An 18,847-nucleotide genomic window follows, 5' to 3' on the forward strand; every position below is an offset into this window, starting at 1 on the left:
AACATGTTTGAGACACTGACACACGGCGCTCTTTTACAAAAAACCGCCGAAGAAACAGAAGCGGAAATCGCCGCCGTTCATAAAAAAATAGAAGAGATCAGTGAACGGAATGAATGGAGAGTTTTGCAAAGCTACAGAAAGCATAAGGTAAGCGATACGCATTTTACGCCTTCAACCGGGTACGGCTATGATGACATCGGCCGAGATACACTGGAAGAGATCTATGCTGATGTGTTCGGAGGAGAGGCTGGGCTGGTGAGGCCGCAAATCATTTCCGGGACGCATGCGATTTCAATCGCGCTGTTCGGTGTGCTGAGACCTGGAGACGAATTGCTTTATATAACAGGCAAGCCTTACGATACACTTGAAGAAATCGTCGGGGTGAGAGGCGGGGAGTATTCAGGCTCGCTGAAGGAATTTCAAATCGGGTATAATGCAGTCGATTTAACTTCAGAAGGCAAGGTCGACTTCGAAGCGGTCCGGGCTGCAATCCGTCCGAACACAAAAGTGATCGGTATTCAGCGTTCAAAAGGATATGCGAATCGTCCGTCCTTCAGAATAAATGAAATTGAAGAAATGATTCGTTTCGTAAAGGAAATCAAAGAAGATGTCATTGTTTTTGTCGACAATTGCTACGGAGAATTTGCGGAAGAGCGGGAACCTTGCCACGTCGGTGCGGATCTTATGGCCGGCTCCTTAATTAAAAACCCGGGCGGCGGTCTTGCCAAGACGGGCGGCTATCTTGTAGGAAAAGCCAAGTGGATTGAAGCCTGCTCTTACCGGATGACCTCACCGGGAATCGGAAGTGAAGCCGGCGCTTCGCTTTATTCATTGCAGGAAATGTATCAAGGTTTCTTTCTTGCTCCGCATGTAGTGGCGCAAAGCTTGAAGGGAGCGGTATTTACCGCCCGTTTTCTCGAAAAGCTGGGCTTTACGTCAAACCCCGCGTGGAATACGCCGAGAACGGATCTGATCCAATCAGTTGAGTTTCAGGATCCTGATAAGATGATCGCTTTTTGCCAGGCGATACAATATGCTTCTCCGATTAATGCGCATGTGACGCCGTATCCAAGTTATATGCCGGGATATGAAGACGATGTTATCATGGCAGCGGGCACTTTCGTGCAGGGGGCAAGCATTGAATTATCAGCAGATGGCCCTATCAGACCGCCTTACGTCGCTTATGTCCAAGGAGGATTAACCTATGCGCACGTGAAAAATGCGATTTGCAGCGCCGTAAATGCGTTAATGGAAAAAGGGCTGATCTAACCCGTTTGCAATTTTCAAAGAATTTGATGTTAAGTTTCCTTACGTTGTGTTGACACAAAATATAACATCACCTATAATGAGACTAAGATAAGAAAAGGGGGAAATTGAGATGAGTGATAACATTCGCCGCTCAATGCCTTTATTTCCGATTGGGATTGTCATGCAGTTAACAGAACTGTCTGCCCGGCAAATTCGATATTATGAGGAAAATGGATTGATATTTCCAGCGAGAAGCGAAGGGAATAGACGATTATTTTCATTCCATGATGTAGATAAACTGTTAGAAATCAAAAATCTGATTGAACAAGGCGTCAATATGGCGGGTATCAAACAAATTCTGGATAAGGCATCTGCCGAACCGGAAGAAAAATCCGAAAAAACGGCCAAACCGATGAAGCATGATCTGTCTGATGATGAACTCAGAAAGCTTTTGAAAAACGAACTGATGCAGGCAGGCCGTTTCCAGCGGGGGAATACTTTCCGCCAAGGTGACATGTCCCGATTCTTTCATTAATCCGTTAGCAACTGTTTTGCTATATACATTTACCTTTTAGAGGAGGAGTTTTACGAAATGGCAAAGTACACAAGAGAAGACATCGTAAAATTAGTAAATGAGGAAAACGTAAAGTATATCCGCCTTCAGTTCACAGACATTCTCGGAACGATTAAAAACGTAGAAATTCCTGTGAGCCAGCTTGAAAAAGCACTTGATAATAAATGCATGTTTGACGGTTCTTCCATCGAAGGTTTTGTCCGTATCGAAGAGTCTGATATGTACTTATATCCTGATCTGAACACATTTGTCATCTTCCCGTGGACGGCTGAAAAAGGTAAAGTAGCACGCTTCATCTGTGATATCTACAATCCGGACGGTACGCCGTTCGAAGGTGATCCGCGTAACAACCTCAAACGGATTCTGAAAGAAATGAAAGAACTCGGATTCAGCGATTTCAATCTTGGACCTGAGCCTGAATTCTTCCTGTTTAAATTAGATGAAAAAGGCGAACCGACGCTTGAATTGAATGATAAAGGCGGATACTTCGACCTGGCTCCGACCGACTTGGGAGAAAACTGCCGCCGCGATATCGTGCTTGAGCTTGAAGAAATGGGCTTTGAAATCGAAGCATCTCACCATGAAGTTGCTCCGGGTCAGCACGAAATCGATTTTAAATATGCCGGTGCCATCCGTTCTTGTGATGACATCCAAACTTTCAAACTGGTTGTCAAAACGATTGCCCGCAAACACGGTCTGCATGCGACATTCATGCCAAAACCGCTGTTCGGCGTAAACGGATCCGGTATGCACTGTAATCTATCACTCTTTAAAGAAGGCGTTAACGCATTCTTTGATAAAGACGCTGATCTTCAGCTGAGTGAAACAGCAAAACACTTCATTGCCGGTATCGTAAAACACGCGACAAGCTTTACAGCTGTCACAAACCCGACAGTGAACTCTTACAAACGTCTTGTTCCGGGCTATGAAGCTCCTTGCTACGTGGCATGGAGCGCGCAAAACAGAAGCCCGCTGATCCGTATCCCGGCTTCCCGCGGCATCAGCACGCGTGTTGAAGTCCGCAGCGTAGACCCGGCGGCAAACCCGTACTTGGCGTTAAGCGTATTGCTTGCAGCAGGTCTTGACGGAATCAAAAACAAACTTGAAGCCCCGGCTCCGATTGATCGCAACATCTACGTTATGAGCAAAGAAGAGCGCATGGAAAACGGAATCGTAGACCTTCCGGCGACACTGGCGGAAGCCCTCGACGAATTCAAATCAAACGAAGTTATGGTTGCAGCTCTCGGCGGGCACCTGTTCGAACACTTCATCGAAGCAAAAGAAATCGAATGGGATATGTTCCGCACACAGGTTCATCCGTGGGAGCGCGAACAATACATGTCTCAATATTAATCTTTCAATCCCTTGGCACTATTGGTGTCAGGGGATTTTAAATTTTTATTAAAAGATCTGGATGAAGGATAGGCGGTCAAGTTGACCGTCTTTTGGCCGTTTAAGACATGAGAGAGTCATATATTCTCAGATTTAGAAACAAGAATTGTGATTTTACGAAAAAAGTAAGGCCATGGGGGAACAAGACCACCTATAATATAATTTTTTAGGCCTTTGTAATTAAATTACAAATATTCATAATATTCACTCGTTGATTCGTGCTATTATATTGAAGGGAACGATCAAAAGCTTTGGCGTTAGGAATAAGAATGTTTTAAATATATACGAGGTCAACCTCATGTCAAAGCCAGAAAAAAATTATAGGAGGCAACATATGTTTAAGTTTAAAAAGAATTTCTTAGTTGGATTAACGGCAGCTTTAATGAGTATTAGCTTGTTTTCAGCAACCGCTTCTGCAGCTGGCACAGACTACTGGCAAAATTGGACTGATGGGGGCGGAACAGTAAACGCTGTCAATGGGTCTGGTGGGAATTACAGTGTTAATTGGTCTAATACCGGAAATTTCGTTGTTGGTAAAGGTTGGACTACAGGTTCGCCATTTAGGACAATAAACTATAATGCCGGAGTTTGGGCGCCTAATGGCAATGGATATTTGACTTTATATGGTTGGACGAGATCACCACTCATAGAATATTATGTAGTGGATTCATGGGGTACTTATAGACCTACTGGAACGTATAAAGGTACTGTAAACAGTGATGGGGGTACATATGACATATATACAACTACACGTTATAACGCACCTTCCATTGAGGGCCCAAGCACTACTTTTACACAGTACTGGAGCGTCCGTCAGACGAAGAGACCAACTGGAAGCAACGCTGCAATCACTTTCAGCAATCATGTTAACGCATGGAAGAGTCATGGAATGAATCTGGGCAGTAATTGGTCTTACCAAGTCTTAGCGACAGAGGGATATCAAAGTAGTGGAAGTTCTAACGTAACAGTGTGGTAACAGATTATCTTTAATCAGGGGTAGCTAACGGGCTGCTGATCGTTCCTTGAGAAATTTTATTTGAAGATTATCATAACCTTTCATAGAGATGGAGGTTGAATCAATGTTTTCAAAACAAAACAAGAGTTTAACGGTTTTGACGGAAAGTCAATTGTCTTCCAGAGCATTTAAAGATGAAGCGTATGCTTTTTATAAAGAACTGCGAAAATCCCGCCCTCTCTGCCCATTATCTTTAGGAAGTCTTGGGGAAGGCTGGCTTATATCGAGATATGATGATGCAGTACATTTATTAAAGAATGAAAAATTAAAGAAAAACTATGAAAATGTAATTACCGCAAAAGAAGAGAAACGACCTGTTCTATTTAAGAATGAAGGGCCTTTAAGAAAGCATATGCTTAATTCGGACCCCCCTGATCACAACCGCTTGCGAACTCTTGTTCAGAAAGCATTTACTCATCGGATGATTTTACAGTTGGAAGACAAAATCCAACATATAGCAGATTCTTTATTGGATAAAGTACAGCCCAGCAAATTCATGAACCTAGTGGACGATTATGCGTTCTCTTTGCCGATTATCGTCATAAGTGAAATGCTTGGTATTCCCCTGGAAGACCGTCAAAATTTCAGAATTTGGTCGCAAGCAATTATTGATTTTTCAGATGCCCCTGAAAGGCTTAAGGAGAATGACCATTTGTTAGGGGAATTTGTTGAATATCTGGAATGCTTAGTTCGTAAAAAAAGGAGCGAGCCTGCAGGAGATTTAATCAGTGCATTAATTCAAGCGGAAAGTGAAGGCACACCATTAAGTACAGAAGAATTGTACTCGATGATTATGCTGCTTATCGTTGCAGGTCATGAAACAACCGTAAACTTAATCACCAACATGACATATGCTTTGATGTGTCACCATGATCAACTGGAAAAGCTCCGCCGGCAGCCGGATTTGATGAACTCAGCCATAGAAGAAGCATTGCGGTTTCACAGCCCGGTTGAGTTAACGACGATTCGCTGGACGGCTGAACCGTTTATACTGCATGGGCAGGAAATTAAACGGAAAGACGTGATCATCATTTCCTTAGCATCAGCAAACCGCGATGAAAAGATATTTCCAAATGCCGACATGTTTGATATTGAAAGAAAGAATAACCGCCATATTGCTTTTGGCCATGGCATCCATTTTTGCCTTGGTGCACAGCTTGCCCGCTTAGAATCAAAGATTGCTATTTCCACCTTATTACGCCGCTGTCCAAATATACAGATAAAATGCGAAAAGGAACAAATAAAATGGAAAGGGAATTTTCTGATGCGAGCACTCGAAGAACTGCCGCTAATTTTTTGATGGACATGTGATCTTCACATATTATCTCGTTAATAAGAGTAAATCATTATAAACGCTGCAACATAAAAAAACATGTCTCCAAACACCAATAGTTTCATTCTATCGGTGTTTTTAATTGTTTTCAGTCTCACAAACCGCTGTTACAGATACATTTTATGAGGATAATAATCATTGGGGAACCGCAAACCGCAAATGCATTAACCCAATCGAAGGAACGGATATGTTCCCAAAAAGCTTTGGTGTTTCCTCCGAAATGCGGGTAATAGGAGGGGGGATGCAGAGCAATTTAAACCGAATGAGGATTTCAACTGCCAATCCCCAAACAAAAGAAAGGGGATATTAACCCCGTTGGGTATGCGGCCGTGCAAAATGTGGAGACACATGAGGTTTATTACTTAGTTGCCGCAGAGCATCAATCATTTTATTTCAGGCCAATTTAAATTTTCTGAAAAAAACATTGAAAAAGCCGAAAGGATTTTATAATATTAAATCAAGTTAGTTTGTTCACGCAACAAACTAATGAAATTCACTTTAATCATCCATGAGATAACGATCTTTTAAACATGGATGGAAGGGGGATAAGAGGCTCGATTTTAGCTGGAGGTAAAACGAAACAATAAGACTTTTATCCTTTTTCAGGCATATGATGAATATACTGCTTGCCGATCATCATTTTCAGGATGAAAATGCTCTGTGAAAGGTAATCACTATCGTTTTGTTGAAAGCGCTTACTATCTGGTGTTTTTGAAGAAGTGTTCCATTTCTTACTGTTCCATATTAAAGGGCCGAAAAGGAGAGGAAATCATGCTCGGTGAAAATGTAAAAAAGATTAGCATGGTTGAAAAAGTTGGATATGCGTCTGGAGATTTTGCATGTAATTTGATTTATGCAACAGTATCTACTTACCTTTTGTTCTTCTATACAGATATATTTGGTTTATCGGCAGCAACAGCTGGTACTATGTTTTTAGTGGTTAGAATCATCGACGCTCTCGCTGATCCTTTTATTGGAACAATAGTAGACAGAACAAATAGCAGGTTTGGACGCTTTAGACCATATCTCTTATTCGGAGCATTTCCATTTGTCATCCTGGCAATACTCTGTTTTACAACCCCGGACTTTTCGGATATGGGGAAATTAATATATGCCTATATAACCTATGTCGGCTTGTCGCTTACATACACAACGATAAACGTTCCATATGGCGCGTTAACTTCCGCAATGACCAGAAATAATCAAGAAGTTGTTAGTATAACATCTGTCCGTATGTTATTTGCGAATCTTGGCGGACTTGTCGTTGCATTTTTTGTTCCCTTATTGGCTGCTTATTTAAGCGATACTTCGGGTAACGAAGCCCTTGGCTGGCAGCTGACCATGGGTATTATGGGAATGATAGGCGGGTGCCTTTTAATCTTTTGTTTTAAAAGTACAAAAGAGCGCGTCACTCTTCAAAAGACTGAAGAAAAAATTAAATTAACGGATATATTTGAGCAATTTCGTGTTAATCGTCCGCTTGTTGTATTAAGTATTTTCTTTATTATAATTTTTGGAGTGAATTCAATCAGTAATTCAGTTGGCATCTATTATGTAACGTATAACTTAGAAAGAGAGGATTTAGTGAAGTGGTACGGTTTGATCGGAAGTTTGCCTGCTTTGGTCATTTTACCGTTTATACCTAAGCTTCATCAATTATTGGGGAAGAAGAAATTACTAAATTATGCATTATTACTGAATATGATCGGCCTCTTGGCTTTACTGTTTGTTCCGCCAAGCAATGTGTATCTTATACTCTTCTTTCGATTAATTGCCGCTGCCGGAAGTCTCACTGCCGGGGGATATATGTGGGCGCTGATTCCTGAAACAATAGAATATGGAGAGTACAGAACAGGGAAAAGAATGGGGGGGCTCATATACGCTATTATCGGATTTTTCTTTAAATTCGGCATGGCCTTGGGAGGGGTTGTACCTGGTCTGGTTCTCGATAAGTTTGGGTATGTGGCAAATCAGGCACAAACCCCGCAGGCATTAACGGGAATTTTAATTACAACAACCATTATTCCCGTGTTCTTACTGGTTTTAGCCATGATTGATATTAATTTCTATAACTTAGATGAGAAAAAATATAAAAACATGGTACGGGAATTAGAGAATAGAGACAAAGTTTATTTGGATCATATTGATGATTTCAAAGCTTAAAACATGATGAATCAACAGAAAACAGCTGAGGAGGCGTTTCGCATGAAGATTATCAATCCAGTACTTAAAGGATTTAATCCGGATCCGAGTATTTGCAGGGTTGGAGAGGATTATTATATCGCTGTATCTACATTTGAGTGGTTTCCGGGAGTCCGGATACACCACTCAAAAGATTTAGTAAATTGGCACTTAGTTGCCCATCCATTACAGAGAGTTTCGCAATTAGACATGAAAGGAAACCCTGATTCAGGCGGGGTCTGGGCACCATGTTTAAGTTACAGCGACGGAAAGTTTTGGCTCATCTATACGGATGTTAAGGTAGTAGATGGCGCTTGGAAAGATTGTCATAATTATTTAGTTACTTGTGAAACGATTAATGGTGATTGGGGGGAGCCGATTAGATTAAATAGCTCGGGGTTTGATGCTTCTTTGTTCCATGATACGGATGGGAAAAAATATTTATTAAATATGTTATGGGATCAGCGTATTGATCGGCACTCATTCGGAGGAATTGTCATGCAGGAATATTCTGATGAGGAGCAAAAATTAATTGGAAAACCGAAAGTAATATTTAAAGGAACTGATAGAAAACTGACAGAAGCTCCGCACCTTTATCATATCGGGAACTATTATTATTTATTAACCGCAGAAGGGGGAACACGGTTCGAACATGCTGCTACAATTGCCCGCTCTGCAAATATTGAGGGCCCATATGAAGTTCATCCCGATAATCCAATTTTAACGTCATGGCATGATCCAGGAAATCCGCTGCAAAAATGCGGCCATGCATCCATTGTTCAAACACATACAGGTGAGTGGTATTTAGCTCATTTAACGGGACGCCCTATTCATCCTGACGATGATTCCATTTTTCAGCAGAGAGGATATTGCCCTTTGGGCAGAGAAACAGCTATTCAAAAACTCTGCTGGAAAGATGAATGGCCTTATGTAGCAGGCGGAAAAGAAGGAAGCTTGGAGGCAGAAGCGCCGTCTATACACAAAACCGAGTTTGAAGCAACGTACCCGGAAGTTGATGAATTTGAGGATGCAAAATTAAATATAAATTTTCAAACGTTAAGGATCCCGTTCACGAATGAATTAGGTTCATTGACTCAAGTGCCAAATCATTTACGATTATACGGTCATGAATCATTAACCTCGACATTTACTCAGGCATTTGTAACCAGACGGTGGCAAAGTTTCCATTTTGAAGCGGAAACTGCTGTTGAGTTTTATCCTGAAAATTTTCAGCAAGCCGCTGGTTTGGTGAACTATTACAATACAGAGAACTGGACGGCTCTTCAAGTCACGCATGATGAAGAACTTGGCCGAATTCTTGAATTAACAATATGTGATAACTTTTCTTTTTCACAACCATTAAAAAATAAAATTGTTATTCCTCATGAAGTAAAATATGTATATTTAAAAGCGAAAATTGAAAAGGAAAAATACTATTATTTCTATTCATTGAACAAAGAAGACTGGCACAAAATTGACATTGCATTGGAATCGAAAAAATTATCAGATGATTACATCCGTGGAGGAGGATTCTTCACAGGAGCCTTTGTAGGGATGCAATGCCAAGATACCAGCGGTAATCATATTCCGGCCGACTTCAAATATTTTCGCTATAAAGAAAAATAATGTGTTCATGAAAAAGGAGGCTTCTATTTCAGAACTCCTTTTTCATATTAGAAAGTGACCTATGTGAAAATTCCTTCAGAAATTCTCCTGCTCGGTTTAAAAAACAAAAAAACTCATCTTAAAAGATGAGCGTAAAACATAGAGATTGAAACATTTTAATTAATGATTAACCATATCAAGAAAATGATCAATCACAATAGAGGACATTCCTAAAGCTGGTGCATTTTTTCCTAAGAATGATGGTAATAATTCATAGCTGCTGCCTAATTGAGAATAAATCCTGGACGACACTTCACTTCTGATTGAATTTAAAACCATAGGGTGCGATTCAATGATGCTGTTTCTTAAAATGATCGCTTGCGGATTGAATGTATTCAGAATATTGGTTAGGCCTATTCCTAAATAGAATCCAAAATTCTGTAATGCATGTAAAGTTTCAATATCATTCAGATGGGCGAGGTCTATGATATCTTGGCAGGACACTTTTTTCTCTTTCGTCTGAAGAGATTTTAATAAAGCCTTCTCTGAAGCGTACAATTCCCAGCAGCCTCGATTTCCGCAACTGCATTTAGGACCATTAAAGTCTATTGTCATATGTCCCATTTCACCGGAGAATCCGCCAACCCCTCTATATAAATGATTGTTGATAATAACACCGATCCCTATCCCTGTACTGATACTTGCATAAATCATGTTATCGTGATTTTTTGCTGCGCCAAATACTTTTTCACCATATGCACCGGCATTTGCCTCATTTTCAATAAAAACGGGCACGTTGAATTTCTCTTGTATGAAAGACTTTAAGTCAATATCTCTCCAATTGGAGTTTGGAGTGAAAACAATTTTTTGATGTTTATCAATGAGTCCGGGCACGCATATGCCTATACCGATAAGCCCGTACGGAGATTGCGGCATATTGGCAATAAAGTGATGAATCATATCAATTAAAATGTCTTTCGTTATTTCTGGAGAGCTGCATTCCAAATGATGGTGCTGATCAAGAACGATCGTCCCTTCAAGGTCTGTTAAAATGCCATTAATATAATCCACACCAACATCTATGCCTACGGAGTATCCTGCTTTTTTATTAAAAACAAGCATGACCGGTCTTCTTCCGCCGCTTGATTGTCCCTGACCTATTTCAAATACAAGATTTTCTTTCATTAATGTGTTTACCTGTGATGAAACAGTTGATTTATTTAATCCGGTCATTTCGGATAATTTTGCTCTTGAAATAGGTGAATTCTTAAGTATTTCCTTTAATAATAACTTTTGGTTTACTTTTTTGACAAAGGTTTGATCAGCGATATCCACTTAATCCACTCCATTTGTATAATCTTTAAATTAAGTTGAAATTTTATTGTAGTGAGAAACATAGTACATAGCGAATCTAATCTTTATTATATCTAATGTATCCGTAAAAAACTAAAAAAATATTGAAAATACTGACGAGGTTATATAAGATAAAAATATGTTAGTTTGTTTGAGCAACAAACTAACATGCGCCTTACTTACAGTATGTCATAAAATGCGCCTGAATTTGAATTATTTGTTTTGAATTTATTTTTAAGGGGGAAACCACATGGCTCACTCTCATTCTGGTTCAGTCAACTATTTTGAAAGCGTAAACAAAGTGATTTACGAAGGGAAAGGTTCCACTAATCCTTTAGCATTTAAATATTATAATTCTCAAGAAGTAATCGGCGGAAAAACGATGAAAGAGCATTTGCGATTTTCAATTGCTTATTGGCATACCTTTACCGCTGACGGCACAGACATTTTTGGAGCAGCTACGATGCAAAGGCCGTGGGATCACTATAAAGGTATGGATCTCGCGAGAGCGAGAGTAGAAGCGGCATTTGAAATGTTTGAAAAACTGGATGCGCCTTTTTTTGCTTTTCATGACCGGGATATTGCACCGGAAGGCAGTACGTTAAAAGAGACAAATCAAAATTTAGATATTATCGTGAGCATGATAAAAGAGTACATGAAAAACAGCGGCGTTAAGCTATTATGGAATACTGCAAACATGTTTACGAATCCGCGTTTCGTCCATGGCGCCGCGACTTCTTGCAATGCAGACGTATTTGCATATGCTGCAGCACAAGTAAAAAAAGGGTTAGAAACGGCAAAAGAGCTTGGCGCCGAGAACTACGTATTTTGGGGCGGCCGTGAAGGATACGAAACATTGCTAAACACCGATATGAAATTTGAGCTTGATAACTTGGCCAGATTCATGCATATGGCAGTGGATTATGCGAAGGAAATCGGGTATACCGGGCAGTTTTTGATTGAACCGAAACCAAAAGAGCCGACTACTCATCAATATGATACAGATGCAGCTACAACCATTGCCTTTTTGAAGCAATATGGCTTGGACAATCATTTTAAATTAAATCTTGAAGCCAATCATGCCACATTAGCCGGGCATACATTCGAACATGAGTTACGCATGGCCAGAGTGCATGGTCTTCTTGGCTCTGTTGACGCAAATCAGGGTGATCCTCTTTTAGGCTGGGACACGGATGAATTTCCGACGGATTTATATTCTGCGACATTGGCAATGTACGAAATCCTGCAAAATGGCGGCCTTGGAAGCGGCGGATTAAACTTTGACGCGAAGGTCAGAAGATCTTCTTTTGAGCCTGATGATCTAATATATGCCCATGTTGCAGGGATGGATGCATTTGCAAGAGGATTGAAAGTCGCCCACAAATTAATCGAAGATCGTGTGTTTGAAGATGTGATTCAACACCGTTACCGCAGCTTTTCTGAAGGGATTGGTCTTGAAATTGCAGAAGGAAGAGCTAATTTCAAGACACTTGAGCAATATGCGCTGAATAATAAACCAATTAAAAACGAATCAGGGAGACAGGAGCGATTAAAAGCGATATTAAACCAATACATTTTAGAAGTATAACAAATGAAAAAGAAGCTCCAGATCCCGCTAAAAAGTTATAGCAGGGATAGTTGAGCCACCCCTGAACTGCCCGTCATGATTCCTTTATCGTTATGTTATGACGGGTAATTTCTATAATTGGGGATTTATTTAGAGGGGAAGGAGTAAAAAAATGAAGTATGTCATTGGAATAGATCTTGGAACGAGTGCTGTTAAAACCATTTTAGTTAATCAAAACGGCAAGGTTTGTGCAGAAACGTCCAAAAGTTATCCGCTCATCCAAGAGAAGGCGGGATATAGTGAGCAAAATCCTGAAGACTGGGTGCAGCAAACAATTAATGCATTGGCTGAATTGGTTTCGATATCTAACGTTCAAGCCGAGGATATTGACGGAATAAGCTATTCAGGACAAATGCATGGGTTAGTCCTGCTTGACCAAGATCGGCAGGTGTTGCGTCATGCGATTCTTTGGAATGATACCAGAACGACGCCTCAATGTATCAGAATGACGGAGAAATGTGGTGATCGACTGCTTGACATCACAAAGAACCGTGTTCTGGAAGGGTTTACATTACCTAAAATGTTATGGGTGAAGGAACATGAGCCCGAACTCTTTAAAAAAACTGCTGTTTTTTTACTTCCGAAAGACTATGTGAGATTCCGCATGACTGGAGTCATTCACACCGAATACTCCGATGCGGCAGGAACTTTGCTTTTACATATTACCCGCAAGGAGTGGAGTGATGAGATTTGCAAACAATTTGGTATTTCAGCGGATATTTGTCCCCCGCTCGTTGAATCCCATGATTATGTGGGATCACTGCTTCCAAACGTTGCGGCGGAGACCGGGCTGTCGGAAAAAACAAAAGTGTACGCTGGGGGAGCAGATAATGCTTGCGGTGCTGTTGGAGCCGGTATCCTTTCTCCCGGAAAAACTTTATGCAGTATTGGGACGTCAGGGGTCATACTTTCATGTGAAGAAGACAAAGGAAGAGACTTTAAAGGGAAAGTGCACTTTTTTAATCATGGAAAAAAGGATTCTTTTTATACGATGGGAGTCACGCTCGCTGCAGGATACAGCTTGGACTGGTTTAAAAGAACGTTTGCACCAAACGAATCGTTTGAGCAATTACTTCAGGGAGTGGAATCTATTCCGATAGGAGCAAATGGACTGCTGTACACCCCTTATTTGGTTGGTGAGAGAACGCCGCATGCTGATTCATCCATTCGGGGAAGCTTGATCGGAATGGATGGAGCCCACACAAGAGAGCATTTTTTGAGGGCGGTAATGGAAGGCATCACATTCTCTTTGCATGAATCAATTGAGCTGTTCCGTGAAGCGGGAAAATCAGTTGATACTGTGGTTTCTATTGGCGGGGGAGCTAAAAATGAAACATGGCTTCAAATGCAAGCGGATATTTTCAATGCGCGGGTGATTAAGTTAGAAAATGAACAAGGTCCAGCCATGGGGGCTGCTATGCTGGCTGCCTTTGGAAGCGGGTGGTTTGAATCCCTTGAAGAATGTGTAGAGCAGTTCATTCGTGAGGCTGCTGCATTTTATCCGATAGAACAAAATGTTCAAAAATATAAAACACTATTCGATTTGTATAAGAAAATTTATACTCACACAAAGGATCTCAATACGGCTTTGCAGAGCTTTCGAAAAAACTAATGATAAGTATGGTTCGTAATGGGTCATGAAAACTTTGACATACCTACAGCTGCATCATAGATAAGTTGGTGTTAATAAGATTGAAAGCGGCTTTGAAAAATCATTGAATGCTACTCTATTTCCCATACAAAACGCTAAGCTATTACAATATAAACTAAACTTTTTAGGGGGATAACAGGACAATCATATAACCGCTCTGGCTGCCTTCTTTTGAAAGGTGGTGAGGATAAACAAAACATTACGGTAAGACCTGATTACAATCTGATCAAACGGGAGGAATGCAAAATGAAACAAAAAAGAATGAAGTTTTTATTAGCGGTTTTATTTAGTCTGGCGCTGACATTGCCTGCATGGTCAGCACAGGCGGCAACTACAATCACCTCAAATCAGACCGGCACCCATGATGGCTATGACTATGAATTGTGGAAGGACTCTGGGAATACCAGTATGACGCTTAATAGCGGCGGTGCGTTCAGTGCCCAGTGGAGTAACATTGGGAATGCTTTATTCCGAAAAGGCAAGAAATTCGATTCAACGAAGACTCACTCACAACTTGGAAACATATCAATCAATTACAACGCAACTTTCAATCCCGGGGGAAATTCCTATCTGTGTGTTTATGGATGGACGAAAGATCCGCTCATAGAATATTACATCGTCGATAATTGGGGCACCTACAGACCGACGGGAACGCCGAAGGGTACTTTTACTGTTGATGGGGGCACATATGACATTTATGAGACCACTCGAATCAACCAACCTTCGATTATAGGTATCGCCACCTTTAAACAGTATTGGAGTGTCCGGCAGACAAAACGAACGAGCGGAACCGTATCTGTCAGCGAACATTTCAAGAAGTGGGAAAGCTTAGGGATGCCAATGGGTAAGATGTATGAAACCGCGCTTACGGTAGAAGGATATCAAAGCAATGGCAGTGCTAATGTAACTGCAAATGTACTGACTATTGGCGGAAAACCCTTGTAGGTTCTGATATGGTATCAATCTAAACGTACGATGAAATCGGAAGGTATGATCTAATGTAGCGGGAAAGTAAGAAAGAACCTGGCCAATTTGGCCAGGTTCTTTTTATATTGCGCAAAAACAGACACGGTGATATAATCAGTCTACGTGCGCTTTCTTGATAAATAGTTATAGATATCCATCTTATATTATGATTATATCATGCTAGGAAGCTCTTGTCAATTTTTTTTGAAGGGAAGATGCAGAATGAGTTCTTTGGTACTCGGTTTACATGAACTGGAAAAAATGCAGCGTTTGCTCGTTGGAGGAAAAGGGTTACATTTAGGGGGATTATCAAAAATTCAAGGTATACAAGTCCCAGAAGGATTTTGTGTCACAACAGCAGGATATCAAAAAGCCATCGAACAAAACGAAACGTTACAATCGTTGTTGGATCAATTGACCATGCTGAAAGTTGAGGATCGAGATCAAATTGGTAAAATCAGCAGAAAAATTCGGCAAATCATTATGGAAGCAGAAATTCCTTCCGATGTCGTGATGGAAGTTTCTCACTATCTCTCCCGGTTTGGCGAGGAACATGCATATGCCGTACGTTCTAGTGCGACTGCTGAAGATTTACCACATGCCTCTTTTGCCGGTCAACAAGACACCTATTTAAATATTATCGGCGTCGATGCAATCTTGCAGCATATCAGCAAATGCTGGGCTTCCCTATTTACGGATCGCGCGGTAATCTATCGGATGCAAAATGGATTCGGCCACAGCCAAGTTTATTTATCAGTTATCATTCAAAGAATGGTGTACCCTCAGGCTTCGGGGATTTTATTTACCGCTGATCCGATCACCTCCAACCGAAAGGTGCTATCCATCGATGCCGGTTTTGGACTTGGTGAAGCATTGGTCTCTGGCTTGGTATCTGCCGATTGTTATAAAGTACGGGATGGGCAAATCGTCGATAAGAGAATAGAAACCAAAAAATTGGCTATCTATGGACGAAAAGAAGGCGGAACAGAAACACAGCAGATCGATCCTGAACAGCAAAAGACTCAAACACTGACTGATGAACAAATTTTACAGCTGGCACGCATAGGAAGACAGATCGAAGCTTATTTTGGCCAGCCGCAAGATATCGAATGGTGTTTGGCCCGCGATACTTTTTATATTGTCCAGAGCCGTCCGATCACAACGTTATACCCCGTTCCTGAAGCGAGCGATCAAGAAAATCACGTCTATATTTCTGTCGGTCATCAACAAATGATGACGGATCCCATAAAACCGCTTGGATTGTCTTTTTGGCTGCTGACTACTCCTGCACCCATGCGTAAAGCTGGCGGAAGGTTATTTGTTGATGTCACACATCATCTGGCATCACCTGACAGCAGAGACGTATTATTAAATGGCATGGGACAGCACGATCCGCTCTTAAAAGACGCACTTATGACCATAATAGAGCGACGTGATTTCATTAAGTCGATACCTGATAAAACAGCACCGAATCCCTTCAAAGGCAATACAGATATGCTGGCTCAAGTTGAAAACGATCCGACAATAGTTTCGGATTTGATCAAAAGAAGCCAAACATCGATCGAAGAGTTAAAACAAAATATCACAACGAAATCTGGAGCGGATTTGTTTGAATTTATTCTGGAAGATATCGGGCAGCAATTAAAGAAGATTTTATTTGACCCAAAAAGTTCGGCTGTGATTCGAGCTGCCATGAATGCTTCATCATGGATTAACGAAAAAATGAACGAGTGGTTAGGTGAAAAAAACGCAGCAGATATGCTTTCTCAATCTGTACCAGGCAATATTACTTCGGAAATGGGTTTGGCATTATTGGATGTCGCAGATGTGATCCGTCCGTATCCGGAAGTCATTGATTATTTGCAACAGGTAAAAGATGATCACTTTATGGATGAGCTGGTTAAGTTTGAGGGCGGGCAGGAAACCAGGGACGCTATTGATGATTATCTCAACAAATACGGAATGCGGTGCGTCGGAGAAATTGATATTACAAGAACCCGATGGAGCGAAAAACCGGCTGCACTTATCCCAATGATTCTAAATAATATCAATAACAGTGTGCCTAATGCCAGCCATCGGAAATTTGAGCAAGGGCGACAGGAAGCTTTGAAGAAAGAACAAGAGTTATTAGATCGATTGAAGCAATTACCGGATGGTGAACAAAAAGCCAAAGAAACAAAACGAATGATCAACATCATCCGGAATTTCAGCGGGTTTAGGGAATATCCGAAATACGGCATGGTCAGTCGCTACTTCGTTTATAAGCAGGCTTTACTGAAAGAGGCCGAACAACTCGTGAAAGCGGGCGTTATTCATGAAAAAGAAGACATATACTATCTCACTTTTGAAGAACTTCATGAAGTCGTACGCGCAAATAAACTGGATTATCAAATCATCAGCAAACGAAAAAATGAGTACAAATTATATGAAAAACTATCCCCGCCGCGTGTTATCACGTCTGATGGTGAAATCATTACAGGCGAGTACAAACGAGAAAATCTCCCCGCCGGTGCGATTGCAGGTCTGCCTGTTTCCTCCGGAGTTATAGAGGGGCGAGCACGTGTCATCTTAAACATGGAAGATGCTGATCTGGAAGATGGAGATATATTAGTCACCTCTTTTACTGACCCCAGCTGGACACCGTTGTTTGTATCCATAAAAGGCCTGGTTACCGAAGTTGGCGGACTGATGACTCATGGAGCGGTTATAGCGCGTGAATATGGCTTACCTGCAGTTGTCGGAGTTGAAAATGCTACCCGATTGATAAAAGATGGGCAGCGAATCCGCGTTCATGGAACAGAAGGCTGCATTGAAATATTATAGCCGTCAGATATCCTCCTCATATGCCCTAAACTAGGAGTTACTGGTAGTGGGAGCAGCATTTGCACCAATGATAAAAAGTTTCCATTGAACTAACAAAGATCGAACAATAAAAAAAGCTGGAACCTCTTAAGGAGGAATCCGGCTTTTTTTATGGGGAAATGCCCCTGTAGCTGGGCTTTTATTTGGACATATTATAGTAGGGCAAAAGAACAAGTGCAGGAAATTATAAAACCGTTCCGCTTCACATGATTCCAGATTTATTTTATTCTTCTCGTTTCATAATTATTATTAATTTAGGCATACTAAAAGAAAAGAAGGACTATGAAAACTATTAAAATTTCAAGCATTACTTAGGAGTTAAATATAGGAGGAAAACTTGACTTGAGTAATTTTACACGTTTACGCACACAAACCATAATAAAGGATGCGTTTTTGGAGTTATTAAAAGAAAAAACATTTTCATCTATCACAATTAATCATATTTGTGAAAAAGCAATGATTCATAGAAGCACATTTTACCGTCATTATGAAGATAAATATGAGCTATTTAGTGATGCATCAAATTCCATCGCGATAAACCTCTTTGAACAAACAAAAGGAGGTTTAGATCAAGAACATACATTGTTTGAGGAAATAATCGAATACGTAGATCTAAATCGGGAATTGTTTTTTAATCTTACCAGTAAAAATAATAGCCTTGAGTTATACGAAAAATTGATTCAATTTGGTGCAGGAAATTTATATGAAATTTCAATGGAATATAATGATCCGCTTTCTAAACAAATCCAAAATTCTGATTACCCAATGGTACTATGCGATTTCTACTGCAGTGGTTTTTTTGAGATTATAAAAAAATGGTTAAGCAATGAATATTCATATACAAAAGAAGAATTAATTCAGATTTCTAAGAATTTATAGATTAATGAACCACTTTAAAACACATGTCTCACTTTGAGACATGTGTTATTTTTTGCTCATCGTTTTCGTCAAAACCTGTGATAGATTAATGAACATAGCAAAGGAGGAGAGGAGTTATGAGTAGGTAAAGAGCAAAAGAAAATTGCTTTCATGCTTTAAAA

At 40.6% G+C, this 18,847-nt stretch carries 13 protein-coding genes; 12 read left to right on the plus strand and 1 reads right to left on the minus strand.

All coding sequences use genetic code 11. From position 1 onward, the window contains the following. The first annotated feature begins 3 nt into the window (after window positions 1–3). From QRX25_RS08560 to xynB, 7 genes are all read left to right on the plus strand, one after another. The gene (locus tag QRX25_RS08560; RefSeq protein WP_013352361.1) at window positions 4–1,269 is read left to right on the plus strand and encodes a methionine gamma-lyase family protein; all 1,266 of its coding nucleotides are present in this window, start codon (window positions 4–6) and stop codon (window positions 1,267–1,269) included. Between the two features lie 109 nt (window positions 1,270–1,378). Continuing rightward, window positions 1,379–1,783, plus strand: a complete 405-nt coding sequence (gene glnR / locus QRX25_RS08565; RefSeq protein ID WP_007611631.1) for a transcriptional repressor GlnR — start codon at window positions 1,379–1,381, stop codon at window positions 1,781–1,783. Between the two features lie 57 nt (window positions 1,784–1,840). Next, window positions 1,841–3,175, plus strand: a complete 1,335-nt coding sequence (glnA, locus tag QRX25_RS08570) for a type I glutamate--ammonia ligase (RefSeq protein ID WP_045505994.1) — start codon at window positions 1,841–1,843, stop codon at window positions 3,173–3,175. Window positions 3,176–3,548: 373 nt separating this feature from the next. Beyond that, on the plus strand, window positions 3,549–4,190 hold the full coding sequence (xynA, locus tag QRX25_RS08575; RefSeq protein WP_212101449.1) for an endo-1,4-beta-xylanase XynA: 642 nt from the start codon (window positions 3,549–3,551) through the stop codon (window positions 4,188–4,190). A gap of 103 nt (window positions 4,191–4,293) precedes the next feature. Next, window positions 4,294–5,529 carry a cytochrome P450 family protein gene (locus QRX25_RS08580; protein ID WP_212101451.1) on the plus strand — a complete coding sequence of 412 codons (1,236 nt, stop codon included), beginning with the start codon at window positions 4,294–4,296 and terminating at the stop codon, window positions 5,527–5,529. Between the two features lie 804 nt (window positions 5,530–6,333). Further along, a complete protein-coding gene (locus tag QRX25_RS08585) occupies window positions 6,334–7,725 on the plus strand; it encodes an MFS transporter (protein ID WP_115997435.1) in 1,392 nt (463 codons plus the stop codon). A 42-nt stretch (window positions 7,726–7,767) separates the two neighbouring features. After that, window positions 7,768–9,369, plus strand: a complete 1,602-nt coding sequence (gene xynB / locus QRX25_RS08590; RefSeq protein ID WP_115997436.1) for a xylan 1,4-beta-xylosidase — start codon at window positions 7,768–7,770, stop codon at window positions 9,367–9,369. 159 nt (window positions 9,370–9,528) lie between these two features. Here xynB and xylR read toward each other — a convergent pair whose 3' ends face one another. Beyond that, entirely contained in the window at window positions 9,529–10,683 is a 1,155-nt protein-coding gene (xylR, locus tag QRX25_RS08595; RefSeq protein WP_115997437.1) for a transcriptional repressor XylR, read from the minus strand. A gap of 268 nt (window positions 10,684–10,951) precedes the next feature. Between xylR and xylA the strand changes: the two genes are divergently transcribed. The 5 genes from xylA to QRX25_RS08620 all read left to right on the plus strand — a co-directional run bounded on the left by xylA (window position 10,952) and on the right by QRX25_RS08620 (window position 18,686). Next, window positions 10,952–12,289: a xylose isomerase gene (xylA, locus tag QRX25_RS08600; protein WP_115997438.1), complete on the plus strand. Its 1,338-nt coding sequence runs from the start codon at window positions 10,952–10,954 to the stop codon at window positions 12,287–12,289. A 151-nt stretch (window positions 12,290–12,440) separates the two neighbouring features. Beyond that, window positions 12,441–13,940, plus strand: coding sequence for a xylulokinase (gene xylB, locus QRX25_RS08605; protein ID WP_115997439.1), 1,500 nt, complete (start codon window positions 12,441–12,443; stop codon window positions 13,938–13,940). 285 nt (window positions 13,941–14,225) lie between these two features. Then, entirely contained in the window at window positions 14,226–14,924 is a 699-nt protein-coding gene (locus tag QRX25_RS08610) for a glycoside hydrolase family 11 protein (RefSeq protein ID WP_115997440.1), read from the plus strand. Window positions 14,925–15,167: 243 nt separating this feature from the next. After that, window positions 15,168–17,768, plus strand: a complete 2,601-nt coding sequence (gene ppsA, locus QRX25_RS08615) for a phosphoenolpyruvate synthase (RefSeq protein ID WP_212101453.1) — start codon at window positions 15,168–15,170, stop codon at window positions 17,766–17,768. Between the two features lie 381 nt (window positions 17,769–18,149). Next, the gene (locus QRX25_RS08620; protein WP_115997442.1) at window positions 18,150–18,686 is read left to right on the plus strand and encodes a TetR/AcrR family transcriptional regulator; all 537 of its coding nucleotides are present in this window, start codon (window positions 18,150–18,152) and stop codon (window positions 18,684–18,686) included. Window positions 18,687–18,847: the final 161 nt, after the last annotated feature.

This window comes from Bacillus sp. L381 (genome assembly GCF_030284525.1).
Classification (GTDB): Bacteria; Bacillota; Bacilli; order Bacillales; family Bacillaceae; genus Bacillus; species Bacillus amyloliquefaciens.

Coding starts and splice junctions, on each gene's coding strand:
- QRX25_RS08580 (WP_212101451.1), top strand. CDS start 4,294: ATGTTTTCAAAACAAAACAAGAGTTTAACGGTTTTGACGGAAAGTCAA.
- xynB (WP_115997436.1), top strand. CDS start 7,768: ATGAAGATTATCAATCCAGTACTTAAAGGATTTAATCCGGATCCGAGT.
- glnA (WP_045505994.1), top strand. CDS start 1,841: ATGGCAAAGTACACAAGAGAAGACATCGTAAAATTAGTAAATGAGGAA.
- ppsA (WP_212101453.1), top strand. CDS start 15,168: ATGAGTTCTTTGGTACTCGGTTTACATGAACTGGAAAAAATGCAGCGT.
- QRX25_RS08610 (WP_115997440.1), top strand. CDS start 14,226: ATGAAACAAAAAAGAATGAAGTTTTTATTAGCGGTTTTATTTAGTCTG.
- QRX25_RS08585 (WP_115997435.1), top strand. CDS start 6,334: ATGCTCGGTGAAAATGTAAAAAAGATTAGCATGGTTGAAAAAGTTGGA.
- xylB (WP_115997439.1), top strand. CDS start 12,441: ATGAAGTATGTCATTGGAATAGATCTTGGAACGAGTGCTGTTAAAACC.
- xynA (WP_212101449.1), top strand. CDS start 3,549: ATGTTTAAGTTTAAAAAGAATTTCTTAGTTGGATTAACGGCAGCTTTA.
- xylA (WP_115997438.1), top strand. CDS start 10,952: ATGGCTCACTCTCATTCTGGTTCAGTCAACTATTTTGAAAGCGTAAAC.
- QRX25_RS08560 (WP_013352361.1), top strand. CDS start 4: ATGTTTGAGACACTGACACACGGCGCTCTTTTACAAAAAACCGCCGAA.
- glnR (WP_007611631.1), top strand. CDS start 1,379: ATGAGTGATAACATTCGCCGCTCAATGCCTTTATTTCCGATTGGGATT.